Origin of the sequence: Neobacillus niacini, assembly GCF_036961885.1 — a bacterium.
Lineage (GTDB): Bacteria > Bacillota > Bacilli > Bacillales > Cytobacillaceae > Neobacillus > Neobacillus niacini_H.
The window spans coordinates 1-15,622 of the sequence record NZ_JBALNQ010000080.1 but is presented as its reverse complement, the minus strand read 5'-3'; the positions used below and the strand labels follow the sequence as shown (position 1 = coordinate 15,622).

17 protein-coding genes are annotated in these 15,622 nt (G+C 38.4%); 4 read left to right on the top strand and 13 right to left on the bottom strand.

What is annotated here, in order from left to right:
* Positions 1–22 precede the first annotated feature (22 nt).
* The 10 genes from rlmD to cax form a co-directional block, all read right to left on the bottom strand.
* Positions 23–1,411, bottom strand: coding sequence for a 23S rRNA (uracil(1939)-C(5))-methyltransferase RlmD (gene rlmD / locus V7124_RS24890; RefSeq protein ID WP_335494383.1), 1,389 nt, complete (start codon positions 1,409–1,411; stop codon positions 23–25).
* A gap of 100 nt (positions 1,412–1,511) precedes the next feature.
* Positions 1,512–2,270 carry a delta-lactam-biosynthetic de-N-acetylase gene (gene pdaA / locus V7124_RS24885; RefSeq protein ID WP_420490599.1) on the bottom strand — a complete coding sequence of 253 codons (759 nt, stop codon included), beginning with the start codon at positions 2,268–2,270 and terminating at the stop codon, positions 1,512–1,514.
* A gap of 102 nt (positions 2,271–2,372) precedes the next feature.
* Positions 2,373–2,903 (bottom strand): hypothetical protein, encoded by a 531-nt coding sequence (locus V7124_RS24880; RefSeq protein WP_335494379.1) that lies wholly within the window; start codon positions 2,901–2,903, stop codon positions 2,373–2,375.
* Positions 2,891–3,337, bottom strand: coding sequence for a nuclease-related domain-containing protein (locus V7124_RS24875; RefSeq protein ID WP_335494376.1), 447 nt, complete (start codon positions 3,335–3,337; stop codon positions 2,891–2,893). Before V7124_RS24875 ends, V7124_RS24880 begins: the two co-directional genes overlap by 13 nt.
* A gap of 37 nt (positions 3,338–3,374) precedes the next feature.
* Entirely contained in the window at positions 3,375–3,623 is a 249-nt protein-coding gene (locus V7124_RS24870; protein ID WP_335494374.1) for a hypothetical protein, read from the bottom strand.
* 21 nt (positions 3,624–3,644) lie between these two features.
* Positions 3,645–5,189, bottom strand: a complete 1,545-nt coding sequence (locus tag V7124_RS24865) for a fumarate hydratase (protein WP_335494372.1) — start codon at positions 5,187–5,189, stop codon at positions 3,645–3,647.
* A gap of 325 nt (positions 5,190–5,514) precedes the next feature.
* Complete coding sequence (locus V7124_RS24860) at positions 5,515–5,712, bottom strand: SE1561 family protein (RefSeq protein WP_335414751.1); 198 nt, start codon at positions 5,710–5,712, stop codon at positions 5,515–5,517.
* 82 nt (positions 5,713–5,794) lie between these two features.
* Positions 5,795–6,580 carry a YfkD famly protein gene (locus V7124_RS24855; RefSeq protein WP_420490598.1) on the bottom strand — a complete coding sequence of 262 codons (786 nt, stop codon included), beginning with the start codon at positions 6,578–6,580 and terminating at the stop codon, positions 5,795–5,797.
* Between the two features lie 115 nt (positions 6,581–6,695).
* A complete protein-coding gene (locus V7124_RS24850) occupies positions 6,696–7,325 on the bottom strand; it encodes a YczE/YyaS/YitT family protein (protein WP_335494368.1) in 630 nt (209 codons plus the stop codon).
* A gap of 338 nt (positions 7,326–7,663) precedes the next feature.
* The gene (gene cax, locus V7124_RS24845; protein WP_335494366.1) at positions 7,664–8,716 is read right to left on the bottom strand and encodes a calcium/proton exchanger; all 1,053 of its coding nucleotides are present in this window, start codon (positions 8,714–8,716) and stop codon (positions 7,664–7,666) included.
* 173 nt (positions 8,717–8,889) lie between these two features.
* On the opposite strand from cax, the gene V7124_RS24840 reads away from it, so the two are divergent.
* Complete coding sequence (locus V7124_RS24840; protein WP_335494364.1) at positions 8,890–10,062, top strand: MFS transporter; 1,173 nt, start codon at positions 8,890–8,892, stop codon at positions 10,060–10,062.
* Positions 10,063–10,271: 209 nt separating this feature from the next.
* Entirely contained in the window at positions 10,272–12,188 is a 1,917-nt protein-coding gene (locus tag V7124_RS24835) for a heavy metal translocating P-type ATPase (RefSeq protein WP_335494362.1), read from the top strand.
* A 261-nt stretch (positions 12,189–12,449) separates the two neighbouring features.
* Here V7124_RS24835 and V7124_RS24830 read toward each other — a convergent pair whose 3' ends face one another.
* Positions 12,450–13,286 carry a YihY/virulence factor BrkB family protein gene (locus tag V7124_RS24830; RefSeq protein WP_335494360.1) on the bottom strand — a complete coding sequence of 279 codons (837 nt, stop codon included), beginning with the start codon at positions 13,284–13,286 and terminating at the stop codon, positions 12,450–12,452.
* Positions 13,287–13,331: 45 nt separating this feature from the next.
* A complete protein-coding gene (locus V7124_RS24825) occupies positions 13,332–13,721 on the bottom strand; it encodes a YtxH domain-containing protein (protein ID WP_335494358.1) in 390 nt (129 codons plus the stop codon).
* 174 nt (positions 13,722–13,895) lie between these two features.
* Between V7124_RS24825 and V7124_RS24820 the strand changes: the two genes are divergently transcribed.
* A complete protein-coding gene (locus V7124_RS24820) occupies positions 13,896–14,123 on the top strand; it encodes a DUF1128 domain-containing protein (RefSeq protein WP_335414775.1) in 228 nt (75 codons plus the stop codon).
* A 25-nt stretch (positions 14,124–14,148) separates the two neighbouring features.
* Here V7124_RS24820 and map read toward each other — a convergent pair whose 3' ends face one another.
* Positions 14,149–14,901 (bottom strand): type I methionyl aminopeptidase, encoded by a 753-nt coding sequence (gene map, locus V7124_RS24815; protein WP_335494356.1) that lies wholly within the window; start codon positions 14,899–14,901, stop codon positions 14,149–14,151.
* Positions 14,902–15,109: 208 nt separating this feature from the next.
* On the opposite strand from map, the gene V7124_RS24810 reads away from it, so the two are divergent.
* Entirely contained in the window at positions 15,110–15,442 is a 333-nt protein-coding gene (locus tag V7124_RS24810) for a helix-turn-helix domain-containing protein (protein ID WP_335414780.1), read from the top strand.
* Positions 15,443–15,622 lie beyond the last annotated feature (180 nt).

Sequence of the window (15,622 nt, the reverse complement as noted above, 5' to 3'; positions counted from 1 at the left end):
TTTCGGGGGTCACCTCAAAGGGTTAGTTGCCTTTCTTTAAAATGAGTTGCGAGATACATTCCACATGAGCCGTCTGCGGAAACATATCAACAGGCTGTATAAATTTCACTTCATATTTCGCACTTAACAGTTGAATATCTTTTGCCAAAGTGGACGGGTTGCAAGAGATGTAAATGAGCTTCTCTGCTTCTGTCTGCAGGATGGTTTGGATTAATTGTCCGTCGAGACCTGCTCTTGGCGGGTCGACAATGATGACATCGGGCTTCCAACCTTTTTTTACCCACTTAGGCAGTACTTCTTCTGCTTTTCCAGGTACATATTTCGTATGGGTGAACCCATGACGCTTGGCATTTTTCTTGGCATCGTCAATTGATTCTGGAATAACATCCATTCCACGAACTTCTGCTGCCTGATCTGCTAGCCACAAGCCAATCGTTCCCACACCACAATAAGCATCGACTATTTTTTCCTTGCCTGTCAGCGCCGCAGCACTTTTTACTTCATTATAAAGCTTGATCGTTTGCACAGGGTTCAACTGGAAGAAGGTCCTTGCTGACAGCTCAAATTGCAGGTCACCCAATGTTTCTTGGATATACTCTTCCCCCGCTAACGGCAAGGTCTCTTCTCCAAAAATCAACGACGTTTTTTGTTCGTTGATGTTTTGAACGATTGATTTCACATTTGGAAGTCGTTTTTGGATTTCCTGAACAATCTGCTCTTTCTTTGGCAATTCTTTTTGATTGGTAATCAGTACAATCTGAAGCTCACCGCTTTGCACACCTACCCGGGTAACAATCGTTCTAACGATTCCTTTGCGTGATTTTTCGTTATAAATCGTTATTTTTAACTCTTCAAGAATTTTTTTAACGGTATTAACCGCTTCATTCGTTTGGGAGTGCTGGACGGCACAATGTTCAATGTCAATAAGTTGATGGGAGTTTAGACCATACAGGCCAGCCAAAACTTTTCCATCTCTGCCTGCAAGTTGAAAACTACTCTTATTTCGGTAACCCCACGGATCTTCCATCCCAATGGTTTCACGGATATCGAGCTTGTCAACGGTAAGCCGTGTATGACGTTCAAGAGATTGGATGACAATGTCACGTTTTTCTTTTAATTGCTGGTCATATTTTAAATGCTGCAACTGGCAGCCGCCGCATTGCTCATAAACCGGACATGGAGGTTGAACACGATGTGGTGATTTGATGCGAATCTTCTTTATTTTTGCCTCAGCAAATTTAGGGTTAATCTTGGTTGCCTCAACCACCACTTCTTCCCCCGGAAGGGCCCCTGGTACAAAGACAACCTGCTTTTTAAAATAACCGACCCCTTCCCCGTTAATGCCCAGACGTTTAATGGTTAATGGAAAGGTCTGTTTTTCTTGTATTTTTATTGATTGATCTGTTTTCATATTTTTCTCACTCCATATTTCGCTACCGTTTGATTTCACCGTATTATAGCATTATTTACAGGGAAAAGCCGAATTCATTCGAATCCGGCTTTTTTTTCAATCATTTTCTCCAGAAACTTGGAATGAAGCCTTTACTTTCCGGTTTAAAATCATCAAGACTTTTAAATTTATAGCCCTTCTTTTTCAAATCTTTAATTACTTGTTCCAGAGCATCGGCATTATCCTTCGAAACGGTATGCAGGAGTAAGATACAACCAGGGTGGATTTGTCTCATAATGTTATCGTACGAATATCGCCAACCTCTCTGCGCATTGGTATTCCAATCTACAAATGCCAGCGACCAGAATACATGTGTATAGCCTTCTTCCTTGGCAATCTGCATGGTGTGCTCGCTGAAAACGCCTCTTGGTGGGCGTAAATACGTCATTTTCTTTTGACCGGTAAGTTCTTTTGTTTTATCCTTCACTTTTTGAAGTTCTTCCCGAATGCGCTCATCACTGATTTGTGTCATATTTGGATGGTGCCAAGAATGGTTTCCAATGATATGTCCCTCATCAACCATTCGCTTCGACAATTCAGGTTGGGATTCTAAATAATGACCTGTTACAAAAAAGGTTGCCGGCACTTTTTCCTTTTTTAGAACGTCCAAAACTTTACTTGTATATCCTGCTTCATAGCCATTGTCAAAGGTTAGGTATAGGGTCTTTGAGTTTGGGTCTCCCTTATAAAAAGCACCATACTTTTCAAGAATCTTTTCATACTCTGCCCCTGCATCCGGCTGCTGTTCATTAACAGCTTTCTTAAAACCCCAGTTAATCGGTTTATTTGGAGCACTACCATATGTAACTTGTGGCACCATGAACAGCAGCAAACTAAGGATGCATACTAATTTTTTCATCCATGTTCCCCCTATTTGTTTTTTATAGTGTTTGTTTGCCTATAGGGAAACATGATTAGTATATTAAGGAAAAAGGATTGGCTGGCGGTAAATTGTGTCACTCGTATGACCCACACGTGTAAGTTTGAGGTGCGATAATAGGTAGGTGACGGCTCTTGAAGAAGGTAGATGGAGGAAAGTACGGATTTCTGAATTCGTAAACCACGGTTTGTAAATCAATAAATAATCGTAAATGGCCTTTACATGGGCATCTTTGGAAATAAATTGGCATGTGGGGCATATCCATGTATGCCTATTATATGCCATTGGTGCAAATAAACACGCAGGGCACTGGACACCAGTGATAATGTCCGATTCAAGTATAGTAAACGATGTTAAAATGTCCATCCTCTTAGGTGTGTGTTTCTTTAAAAAAAGGTCGATTAACTGTAAAAGATTTTGTTCGTTCATCCAGACCTTTTTATTATATCTTTCTAATTCCTCAATCTTCTTTAATAAATCATGTGACTTACAAACCTTATTTTCTGCCTCTTTATAACCTGCCGAAATAATGATTTCACTTGACGACCTAGTGAAGACAACTAAATTATCCAAAAAATTGGTGGTAAATTATTTTCCGCTATCAAATTTCTCAATAATAGTTTGTGCCGATTAGTCTGGGAAACAGGATTCTCATAGATCTCTCTTGTATCCATGGTTTCTTGGATCATTTGATTTTTTTCAATGGTTATTTTGCCTGAATGATTCTTCCCATCAAGATTGATGATAATAGTTGGTGAAAGGAGAAGTGCATCAATTTGAAAAAATGTTTCACCTATAGGTAGTCTGAGATCGTGGAGAATGTGGTATTTATGCTGAGGAATTTGCCCTAATTGGTAATTTATTTCTTTTTCGCCATTATAACCTGATTTTAATATTTTTATGTTATTTTTTATTTCCGGCATTTTTTCATGCCTTATACTTAGCCTACCCTCTAGAGCCTCTGCCTGTAGTAAGGGTAAGGGTTTAGATATATTCTTATCAAACAAATAAGTCCCTCCTTAAATAGTTTGATGTAACTTTTCTTTATTTTTTTTGGATTTCCTGCTTATACTTTTGTTCTATTATGAAGCTTTCGTGACAATTTATAGGAGTTTGACAATACCTGCTGGTGAGATTTTCTTCAAACTGTACAGCTTCTACAATAAACTGTACAGTTTCTACAATAAACCGTACAGCTTCTACAATAAACCGTACAGCTTCTACAATAAACCATACAGTTTCTACAAAACAGCTACCTTCCACCCCAACCCCACAAAAAAAAACAGACCCCAAAACGGAGCCTGCCCAATAATCTTAACTAAACACCCGATCTTTAAATTGCGCTAATTTTTCTAATGAGGATTTGTCTACATCAGCATGGAGACTGTTTCCGTGTGAGTCCATGGTGACAACGGCTGTGAAGCCCTCCACTCGCAGGTGCCACATCGCTTCAGGGATACCAAATTGCATCAGGTCTACACCTTCAACCCCCTTGATACAGTCCGCATAGTACTGTGCCGCGCCTCCGATTGCGTTCAAATAAACACCGCCATGCTCTTTAAGAGCAGCCAATGTACGAGGGCCCATTCCGCCTTTTCCAATAACAGCACGGATACCGAATCGCTTCATAATATCGCCTTGGTACGGCTCCTCGCGAATACTTGTCGTTGGACCGGCAGCTTTAACATGCCAGACTCCCTCTTTATCTTTTAACATTACAGGGCCGCAATGATAAATGACTTGTCCATTCAAATCAACGGGTGAATCGTTATCAGACAAATATTTATGTATCGCGTCACGGCCGGTATACATCATACCGTTAATTTGAACGACATCGCCCACCCTCAACTCACGAATTTGCTCTTCGGTAATTGGAGCTTGAAGAGTGATCACATCATTCGCACGTGCTGCTGCAGTTTCTTTCTCCGCTTCAGTCTCGGCAAAATCAATAAATTCACCATCTTGGTACATCCACTCGTTAATTTCTCCTGACACTGGATCCACACTTACACCTAAACGGCGGAACGCCCAGCAATTATAAGCGACGGATACATAGAAGCTAGCCGGAATTCGGTTCATTACCCCAACTTTACATCCTAACAGCGTTGCTTCACCACCGAAGCCCATGGTACCGATACCTAGTTTATTTGCATTTTCTAACACATACTCCTCTAATGCGCGCAAATCTTCATTTGGATTAACATCGTCCAATGAACGGAATAACTGTTCTTTAGCTAAATCATAGCCAGATGAACGGTCACCGCCAATTCCTACGCCAATGAATCCGGCGCTGCAGCCTTGTCCTTGTGCCTGGTAAACAGAGTGCATCACGCATTTCCGGATACCATCAAGGTCACGCCCTGCACGGCCAAGTCCCTCTAACTCACACGGCAGGCTATACTGGATGTTTTTATTCTCACAGCCGCCGCCTTTTAAAATCAAACGAACATCGATATAATCTTTTTCCCATTGATCGAATTTTATAACCGGTAACCCTGCACCTAGATTGTCACCACTGTTTTCCCCTGTTAAGGAATCAACAGAGTTAGGGCGCAATTTCCCTTCTTTGGTTGCCATTACAATTGCATTTTTTATTGCATCTTTAATTACTAATTGGTTCACACCAACAGGCGTTTTAATTTTAAAAGTAGGAAGTCCAGTATCCTGACAAATAGGTGAGACTTGGTCATCTGCCATTTTTATATTATTGGTAATGGTTGCGAGGCTCATTGCTGCACTTGTACCTGCGTTTTCCTGTTCCTTTGCCGCTTTCACCGCACGGCGGACATCCTTTGGAAGCTTCGTGGAAGTTTCAACTACTAACTTGTACATGCTCTCCTGAAATTTCTCTAGATTCACTGTAAATACCCCTTTCCCCTTGTCCGATTCGCAATCTATTTAAAAATTACAACTATTCATTTGACGACTATTATTATACTCCGATAAGCAAATGATTTAAAGGTAAACGTTTTCTCTAAGGCTGATTTTCTTAACGACTGATGTTAAAATCTACAAGCCGATTTTAACGTGAAATTAGTTATTTTGCACTTTAGAATTTAGTTTGTAGGCTCTTTTCTTACTATTTCTTCTATTTTTGACGGGAACTTTGTAAAGTCAATAATTTTTGTTCCAAAAGCAAGAAAGTTTAAGAAAAGAGCCTTCCAAAAAGAAAAAGAGCCTGTAATTAAACAGACTCTGGTGCTTCACGATGGTTGAATTCTTTGCATTTTGATTCTAACTCATCAACCATTTTGATTAAGTTGTCAATATCATCAAGATCCGTATCTTCAGGATCAATTGCATCCAGAACATCAAGAAACATATTTAATCGTTGCTTTAAAAAAATAACTTGTGAATTTTTATCATGAGTTGGACTACCCAATTTGTATCTCTCCCTTCCATGACATTATCCTATCGAAAGAGTACCAATTCTGCAACTCATTTCAAAAAATAGAAAAGCTGCATCACCTTGGTCTTTCTGAGGCAGCAAAACCGAAGGAAACATGGTCCTGAACTGGAATCCATGCGCCAATTCCTTGCGAGGTTACATTTTTGATTACGATTATTTTTTTGTTTCCTTTAAGCATTAAGTAAACCTCACCATAAGTTACTTTGCCTTTTTCATTTACGGCTGGTGCGTATGCATACAAGTATCCTAAGCGATTAACAGGGATATTATAGACATGGTCATTTTTCGTTCCACCGCCAATTATGGTATCAAATGCAAGCGGTAGGCGTGTTTTTTCCATAGCCTTTAACAGCATCATTTTTTTAACATCTTCTGCATTGGCAATTTTAGCAGTTAAACCACCGCGGACAATTTTTTGTGCTTCTTGAACGTAATGAATTTGGTAAGGTACATTTCCACCGCGGTTATCGTAATAATTTGTATTAATTTTTTGATATTCCCAGTTTGGGGAGGTTTCAGTGGATTCATAATTCAGGGGCCACTGACCTAGATAGACAATCGCTCGGTAACCAAGTGCGAACGGTGAACTATTAATGCTTGTCTCATTGAGCATTCGGATTAAATCAGGATTTTCAATTTTGATCCTGGAAGAGTCAATCAGCTTCTTCGTTAACTCACTTGGCTGCAGGGTTGGTAAGTCTTGAGTTGAATTGGGATACGTATTTTCCTTCGTTATATTACGGACCGAAGGAGGAACTTGATAGGTTACAGTTTCTTTTTTGGCAGGTGCTTCTTCTGCAGAAGCTGTAGGAAGAAAAGCTAACAGAAATAGCAGGGTCATGACAACAGCGATAAATTTTTTCACAAAGAAAAACTCCTTTCACACAATTAGCAGTAATAAGTCTGCTCATAGTGTTTTCGGAGTTGAAAAGTTTTATCCATTTCTATAAAATATTTCAGTATTTCCCTTGATAACTGCGCTCGGTTAGTCTATGCAATAATTTTTCAAAGTATGGAAAACAAAGCTGGATAAATGGACCGATTAAAAAGGTAATGATGATCGTGCCAAAACCAATTGGTCCTTTTAGTAATAGCGCTGGAATTAATGCTACAATTTCCCCAATCGTTTTAGCAGTCATTAAACTTACGCCAAAACGTTTTTGAATCGCCAACATAAAAGAATCGATAGGACTCGATGGGAACTTTGCCTGTAAGTATATAGCTGCCCCAATCCCTATTATGAAAAGTCCAAGTACTAAAGTAACCAATTGAATGAATAATCCAGCGACTTCCCATGATTCAAAAACAATTAGAATCCAAAAGTCAACCAATGAACCAATAAATATTATGGTTAATAGTGATAATATTTCGGGTTTTCTTTTTAACAAAAAAGCATTCACAAAGATTAGAACAGCTCCATCGATTATCACCCATGTGCCAATCGTTAAGCCTATCCATTCAGTCAAAGCTACATTCAAAGCGTCCCAAGCACCAACACCTAGCTCTGCTTTAATGGTTAAACATACACCAAAAGTTAAAATGAAAAGCCCCAGAATAAAAAATAAAGAACGATAAAATAATGCCATTTTTTTCTCCTTAAAATATAATCAGAACATTTACAAAATTAAAAATATGTTTTATAATTTAGTTAACCTTTTACAAAGGAGGGCAGTAATCAATCGACGAACCATTTACCATTAAGGAGGTTGGGATTCCACTCATATATGATATTCAACACTCGTGTTTTTCATTTATAAAATAAACATGAAGGTTGGTGATTGATGGTCCCAAGAAATGCGATTGGTATTACCCAAATAGTTAAAATAATGCCTGGATTATTATAGCACAGTTAAAGGCTTTACCCTTACATTGAAAAAAATTATAAAAAAGACTCTGAGCCAATTTTGGCTTAGAGTCTTTTTTATTATAGTAGGAAGAATCCTATCCCCATTATAAAATAGGCAGCAAGTAAAGTCAGTCCCTCAAACCAGTTCGATTCACCGTCATTGGATATAACCACTATGAGCAGGACTGATGTTACCATGGCAATTAATTCAGGCATCGTAAATACAAGCGGCATCGTTTTGGTAAAGAAGAGTGAAAGGAGAACTAGAACAGGTGCAACAAACATAGCAACCTGCAAAGTGGATCCTATGGCAATCTCGACTGCAATTTCCATTTTATTTTTAAAGGCCATGACAATCGCGGAGGCATGCTCGGCGGCATTTCCAACTATGGCGACAATTATTACCCCGATAAACAACTCCGTCCAACCAAAGGATTCTGCTACAAATTCAAACGTATGAACTAGATTTTCAGAGATATAGGCGACGGCTAAAGTTGCCACCAATAGGACGCCAATTGCCTTGCCCTTGCTCCATTCTGGTTCTTCCTCATGATGTTTTTCTGTATTCTCACTTTGATAAACTCCGCGATGAGTAACCAATTTAAAGAATAACGCTGCCAGATAAAGCAGAATTAAAATAATGGAAATCCCTATACTTAATGTCAATGTCTTCGATTCATTCATTTCCATTGAAAAAACTTCTGGAATAACAAATGCTACGATGACAGCGAACATGAGCAAGCCAGAGTTATGCCGGGCATCATGGACGTTAAAGGTCTGCCTTTTAAATTTCAGACCACCGATAAAGAAGGATAGCCCCGCAACAAGGAGCAGGTTCCCGAGTACAGACCCCGTTAATGATGCCAGGACAACCCCTACTAAACCTTCCCTTAATGCAAAGATAGAAATGATTAGTTCCACTGCATTTCCAAAAGTAGCATTTAACAGTCCACCGACCCGCGGGCCAGCTACAATGGCAAGACTTTCAGTTGCCCTTCCCATATAACTGGCCAGGGCTATGATTGAAACACAATAAATGATAAAGAGGACCAAGGTTGGCCAATGCATAAGCGTCCCGATAACTGAAAGCGGGACCCCAATAAAAGTAAGGAGCATAAATATTTTTCCCACTATTTCCCCTCCTAAAGTAAAGTTGTAAAAAAAATTAGTCATACAAGAGATTACCCTATTTTCTAAATTAAATAGGGGCAAGATTTTACTTGCAAATACTATCTTTTCTCGTTACCATCTTCAATGTAGCCATTTTATGGTTTTACTAACCAATAAAGAACGAGGAAACTTTCATGAAAAAATATCAACTCTGGATTTTAGTGACGATTATAGCCATTTCTGGCTTTTCCCAAGGAATGCTCCTGCCACTTATAGCTGTAATATTTGAAAAGGCTGGAGTCTCATCATCCCTTAACGGACTAAATGCAACAGCTCTATATATTGGGATCCTGCTCATTTCTCCTTTTATGGAAACACCTCTTCGAAAATATGGGTATAAACCGACCATTATCTTTGGAGGCGGGCTTGTGGTGCTTGCCCTGGCAATGTTTCCTTTGTGGAAATCCTTTTGGTTTTGGTTTTGTTTACGGGCATTAATAGGTATTGGAGACCATGCCTTACACTTTGCCACGCAAACATGGATAACCTCCGCTTCTCCAAACGAAAAAAGAGGACGGAATATTGCACTGTATGGATTATTTTTTGGCATTGGTTTTGCGAGCGGACCATTAATGACACCTCTTGTAAACGTAAATGAATCACTGCCCTTTATCATTTCTTCCATTTTATGCTTAATTGGCTGGGTGTTTGTATTTACACTGAAAAATGAATTTCCAGAGCAGGAAGTTGGGATCAATTCATTTTTCAACACCATCAAGCGCTTTAATAAAACGATGAAATATGGCTGGATTGCCTTCCTTCCTCCTTTCTGCTATGGTTTTTTAGAATCCTCATTAAACGGCAGTTTTCCCGTTTATGCTTTAAGAATGGACATTGATGTAGCAAGTGTTTCACTCTTATTAACAGGCTTTGCCATTGGAGGTATCATCACTCAGCTGCCATTGGGTGTTCTAAGTGATTCGTATGGCAGGAGAAACTTATTAATGATTGTTCTTATACTTGGATTTTTCACCTTTACTTCTGCTAGTATTTTTGAACATTCATTTATCGGATTATTCATCTCCTTCCTATTATCTGGAATGGTTGTAGGTTCAACGTTTTCACTGGGAATCAGCTATATGACGGATTTAGTTCCTAGAAATTTGTTACCGACTGGAAATTTGTTATGTGGAATCTTTTTTAGCTTAGGTAGTTTGAGCGGGCCCATTATCGGCGGGTTATATATTCAATTTTTCAAGGGAATTAGTTTCTTTTATATTATCAGCAGCATGTTATTAGTCTTATCCATTGTCATTTACGCTTTCGGTAAAAAGAATCACCAAGTTGTAGAGCAACATAACTCCTAAATATTTATGAAGCACTTTTGTATTGTAAACATAAGATATATGATAAAATTAACATAAATAAAATAAACCTTTGAAGTCTGCAGTCATCTATTCGATGACTGCTCTAAAAACTGTGCTGTCATCTATTCGATGACAGCTTTCGTGCTTTTTTAAGGGTAATGAAGATGATTATTTTTCTCAATTAGATATGAAGGGGGAGGGAAAATAAAATGAGTGCCGATGCTAAGAGATTATCTAAAGGAATTCCAAAGGTAGGTTTAATTGAAAAAATTAAACCTCACGTCGAACTTGTTGCTGCTGGTTTGAGCGGTGTATTCATTGCTGCAGGTTGGATAACGGACAAAACAGGGGATCAAGTTGCATCCATTATCTTTTATTTATTGGCTTTTGTAATCGGTGGTTTTGCTAAAGCTAAGGAAGGTATAGAAGCTACCTATGAAAATAAAGAACTAAATGTTGAAATGCTAATGATCTTTGCAGCAATTGGTTCTGCCATTATCGGCTATTGGACAGAAGGCGCGATTTTGATTTTTATTTTTGCCGTAAGTGGAGCTTTAGAAACCTATACGATGAACAAAAGTCATAAAGAGATTTCCTCACTTATGAAACTTCAGCCTGAGGAAGCTCTCCTTATTAATAATGGGATTGAAAGACGTATTCCTGTTTCCGAGCTTAACATAGGTGATCAAATCCTTGTTAAACCCGGGGAAAGAATTCCTTCTGATGGAGTCATTAAGAATGGATATACAAACATTGATGAAGCTGCTATAACGGGCGAATCTATGCCTGTGTCAAAAGGATTGGACAAAGAAGTATTTGCAGGTACGGTTAATTTAACAGGCGCCATCACGGTGCAAACAACAAAAACAAGCAATGAAACACTCTTTCATAAAATAATTGAACTCGTGCAATCAGCTCAAAGTGAAAAATCCCCATCACAGCAATTTATCGAACGTTTTGAAGGTACCTATGTAAAAGCAGTGCTAGCTGTCGTTTTACTGATGATGTTCTTACCCTATTTCTTACTGGATTGGAGCTGGAATGAGTCGTTTTATCGGGCGATGATTTTGTTGGTTGTTGCCTCCCCTTGTGCGCTTGTAGCTTCCATCATGCCAGCTACCTTGTCGGCAATTTCTAATGGGGCAAAAAGAGGTATTTTAGTAAAAGGCGGAGTTCATCTAGAGAACCTGGGCCATTTAGAGGCGATTGCCTTTGATAAAACCGGGACACTCACAAAAGGAAAACCTGAAGTTACCAATGTCATTGTAGATGAAAAATTTGATAAGAGTGACCTCTTATGGAAAACCGCTTCTATTGAAAATCAGTCGAACCATCCTTTAGCACAGTCAATCGTTAAGTATGTGAAAGAAAATAGTAAACGGGACCTTATTCAACCAGAAAATCTTGAAGATGTATCTGGTTGGGGCGTAAAAGCTGAAATAAATGGGGAACAGTGGAAAATTGGGAAAGCTGATTTCGTTGGTAGAGATGCAGCACATGCTTTTGCTGATGGAAAGGCCGCTGAACTTGCCAGTAAAGGCAATACGCTAGTTTATGTCCAAATTAATGGAGTTCTTGCTGCCATGATTTCTTTAAAAGATGTTGTTAGAGAAGAAACAAAACGGGCCATCGACCACTTAAAAAAACAAGGGATTTACACAATCATGCTTACTGGTGATAGTGAAAAGACAGCAAAGGCAATAGCAGATGAAAGCCACATAGACCAGTTCTTTGCAGAATGCCTCCCTGAAGAAAAAGTAGAACAGCTTAAAACGTTGAAGGAAAAATACGCAACCATTGCAATGGTTGGTGATGGCATAAACGATGCCCCAGCATTAGCAATTGCAAATGTAGGTATTGCGATGGGAGCAGGCACGGATGTTGCCCTTGAAACGGCTGATGTCGTGTTAATGAAGAATGATTTACCAAGGATTGCTGAAGCCGTTGATCTTTCAAAACGGATGAATCGGATTATCAAACAAAATGTTATTTTTTCTATAACTGTTATCATGCTTCTGATTTCATCTAACTTTTTTCAAATGCTTGATTTACCTTATGGGGTGATTGGGCATGAAGGCAGTACCATCCTTGTCATTCTTAACAGCTTAAGACTTCTAAAAAATTGACTGTTGATTTCGAGCTCCAGGCGCTACGCCTTTAACACAGCATAAAATTAAGGAACCGGGCTATTCGCCCGGTTTTATTTAATGGTATCCGTTACTGCCGTTAGCAGATCCTGATGTTTTATTTCCTTTACTGCCTTTACCTTTTTGTTTCGTGCCGCCATCTTTTTTTGTATGTTTTGTCATGATGAACCCCCTACTAATTGTTGTGTTCCCCCACCTATATTATTGGCAACTATCACAAAGAAAAAGTCGAGTCATTTTTTAACAATTTGATTTACTCTTTTCACTATAAAAGGCGTTAATTTCACCGCCAATGATGATAATAAATCCAGATATGTATAACCAAATTAATAAAACAATAATCGCTCCAATACTCCCATAGGTTAGTGAGAAGTTGCCGAAATTCCCAACGTAGAAGGATAATGCATAGGAGGAAAGAATCCAACCTATTGTTGCAAATGCTGCACCTGGAAAAGCACTTCTGCAGCGTAACTTTACATTAGGTGCAATCCAATATAAACCAGTGAAAATAAGAAATAAAATAATGGCGCTAACCACCAATCTTAACATATCCCAAATTTGAAGAAATTCACTTTTAAACCCTAAATAAGAAAAAAGAAACACCCCAATTTCTCTGCCAAATATCGGAAGTAACACAGCAACAATAAAAACAAGGATCATCCCGAATGTCAGCAGGATCGCCATCCCCCTCGAAACGATAAAAGAACGACTTTCTTTTACATTGTATGCTTTGTTAAAGGCCCTTACTAAGGCATGAATTCCATTAGAAGCAGACCACATGGTGCCAATAATCCCAATGGACAGCAAACCTCCATTACGATTATTCATGACATAATTCACATTTTTCTCGATTAACTCCATCGTCTCAGGAGGAGCAAACTCGCGAATACTCCCAAGAATGTCATGATAGGGAATTTGCAAATAGGGCAGTAATGTAAAAATGAAAATAAGAAGTGGAAATAGTGAAAGAAGAAAAAAATAGGCAAGTTGGGCGGATAACCCTGGAATATCATCTTCTTCAATCCGGTGCCAAAGCAGTTTTAACAAAGACTTACGAACATTCACTACCTTCTCCATTTCTCACCTCTCCTTTAAATGGGAACTATTCCTCTAACCTACTACTTACTTCTTGACGGGTTGGGGTTCGTCTTCCACTTCGACCTCTTTCAATAAATCTTCCACGAGTGCTTTATCTGGATGTTCATAAAAGGTACTTTTCGTTTCCTTAACCATTTCTTTTACCTGTGGGGTTAGCTCACGGAGTTCGTCCACTTTTTCTGTAATAAAGGAAATATCCTCACTCACTTGTTCAATCGTGTTCCTAATTTTTTCTGCTGTTTCTTTTACATTTTCAGTGATTTCTCCAGGGTGGCGAACAACATAAGAAACCTCCTCATATGCTTTTTTTACATTCACCTTCATTGCCTGACGGGTTTGTTTATCCAATAAACTTAGAGCTCCTCCTGCAATTGCTCCATATACTATACCCTTTAAAAATAGATTTCTAACCATTTTTTAACTTCTCCCTTCGATTCGTTTTTAACATTCATTTTACCACTATGAAAAAAATACCAACTTCCATTCCTTTATATTTTGCTTTAAGCTTACTAGTAAATGCAAGTTTAGATTGACATCTATAAGTGAAAATGAAAAGATAAAGTTACGAATTTGGAAGAGGTGACGGCAATGAATTTATCAGAAAAAACTACTGAAAATGTAGAGTTCATGATTGAACAAATAAAAGAGAAATTAAAAGTATTAAATCTCGGAGCTATTAAACCTTCTCACTTTGATGAGGAAATGTATGAGGAATTAAAGGAAATTTATGAGATGGTTATGAAAAAACCTTCTTTTAGTCCTAATGAAATGCAAGCTTTGGTAGAAGAGTTAGGTAACCTTCGCAAAAATAAGTAAAAACAGATCTCAAGGATCTGTTTTTTTATTTTTCCTGTTCAGTTAAAATAATTGGGCCATTCTTGGTGATAGCAATGGTGTGTTCATATTGAGCAGAATATTTTCCATCAATGGTCCGTGCTGTCCAGCCATTATCATCCATCTTCATTTGATACTTGCCGACATTGACCATCGGCTCTATCGTAAATACCATTCCTTCTTTAATTCTAGGTCCTTTTCCAGGCAGCCCGTAATGTGGTACATCAGGTTTTTCATGAATAACAGCGCCAATTCCATGACCAATAAAATCACGTACAACCGAGAATCCTTCGCCTTCAACATATGTTTGAATGGCATGGCCAATATCTCCGATTCTATTGCCAGAGACAGCCTGCTCAATACCCTTATAGAGTGCTTCCTTGGTTACATTTAATAACTGCTCTGTCTCCTGAGAAACATTTCCAACAGCATATGACCAGGCAGAATCAGCTAACCCTCCATTATAATTAACTACCATGTCTATGGTTACAATATCGCCATCCTTTAACGGTTCCTTTCTTGGAAACCCGTGGCATATTTCGTCATTGATACTTGCACAAGTAGCATATTTATATCCCTTATACCCTTTTTGCTGTGGTGTTGCATTATGTTTACTTAGAAACTCATCAACAAATTGATCAATCTCCCAAGTTGTAATACCCGGTTTAATCCTTTTTGCAATTTCTTTATGGCATGAGGCTAGAATTTCTCCTGCCTTTTTCATCGCATCTATCTCTCGCTGAGATTTAAGAACAATCATGAATTTCCCAACCTTTATTTTTATTTTTATATATGTATTCTAATAGAATTGAAAATACTCTTTAATATTATCGTTATCACAGCTTTTTATCAAAAATATTTGATAGTAATAAATATTTTTTGTATAATTAATCGTTCTTAATATGGAACTTCCCCATTATTTCTGATAAGATTATTATAGTATTAATAACTATTAGGTGTGTGAGCCCATGATTGGTGATCGTGTTAAAAAACTGCGTTTAGAGAAAAAAATGTCATTAACAGAACTTGCCGAGCAAGCAGGAGTTGCTAAATCTTATTTAAGTTCACTAGAAAGAAACCTGCAGAGCAATCCTTCTATTCAATTTCTCGAGAAAATTTCATCTGTGTTACATGTCCCTGTGGATCATCTAATAAATGAACAGATCAATAAAGAGGAATTAGACAATGATTGGATGGGTATTGTGAAAGAAGCGATGGATTCTGGAGTCTCGAAAGAACAATTTCGTGATTTTCTCGAATTCAATAAATGGCGAATCAATCAAAATAACAATGAAAAATAAAAAAGCGCAAGCGCCCTGGTCAGCGGCGTATGGCCTGGAGCGCTCCAACTGAGATAAAGGAAACACGAAGAGCCAAGCCACTACTTGAATTACTTCTTTGCAGCTTTGCGACGAGCTGAACAGCCACTACTTTGAATATGCTTTGGCGCAGGAGCAGGTTTGGCGATTCGATGTTGACTT

What these genes read in the sequence shown, in the direction of transcription:
- rlmD (WP_335494383.1), bottom strand. Translation starts at nt 1,411, where the DNA reads ATGAAAACAGATCAATCAATAAAAATACAAGAAAAACAGACCTTTCCA.
- pdaA (WP_420490599.1), bottom strand. Translation starts at nt 2,270, where the DNA reads ATGGTGCCACAAGTTACATATGGTAGTGCTCCAAATAAACCGATTAAC.
- V7124_RS24855 (WP_420490598.1), bottom strand. Translation starts at nt 6,580, where the DNA reads ATGACCCTGCTATTTCTGTTAGCTTTTCTTCCTACAGCTTCTGCAGAA.
- V7124_RS24850 (WP_335494368.1), bottom strand. Translation starts at nt 7,325, where the DNA reads ATGGCATTATTTTATCGTTCTTTATTTTTTATTCTGGGGCTTTTCATT.
- V7124_RS24840 (WP_335494364.1), top strand. Translation starts at nt 8,890, where the DNA reads ATGAAAAAATATCAACTCTGGATTTTAGTGACGATTATAGCCATTTCT.
- V7124_RS24835 (WP_335494362.1), top strand. Translation starts at nt 10,272, where the DNA reads ATGAGTGCCGATGCTAAGAGATTATCTAAAGGAATTCCAAAGGTAGGT.
- V7124_RS24830 (WP_335494360.1), bottom strand. Translation starts at nt 13,286, where the DNA reads ATGGAGAAGGTAGTGAATGTTCGTAAGTCTTTGTTAAAACTGCTTTGG.
- V7124_RS24825 (WP_335494358.1), bottom strand. Translation starts at nt 13,721, where the DNA reads ATGGTTAGAAATCTATTTTTAAAGGGTATAGTATATGGAGCAATTGCA.
- V7124_RS24820 (WP_335414775.1), top strand. Translation starts at nt 13,896, where the DNA reads ATGAATTTATCAGAAAAAACTACTGAAAATGTAGAGTTCATGATTGAA.
- map (WP_335494356.1), bottom strand. Translation starts at nt 14,901, where the DNA reads ATGATTGTTCTTAAATCTCAGCGAGAGATAGATGCGATGAAAAAGGCA.
- V7124_RS24810 (WP_335414780.1), top strand. Translation starts at nt 15,110, where the DNA reads ATGATTGGTGATCGTGTTAAAAAACTGCGTTTAGAGAAAAAAATGTCA.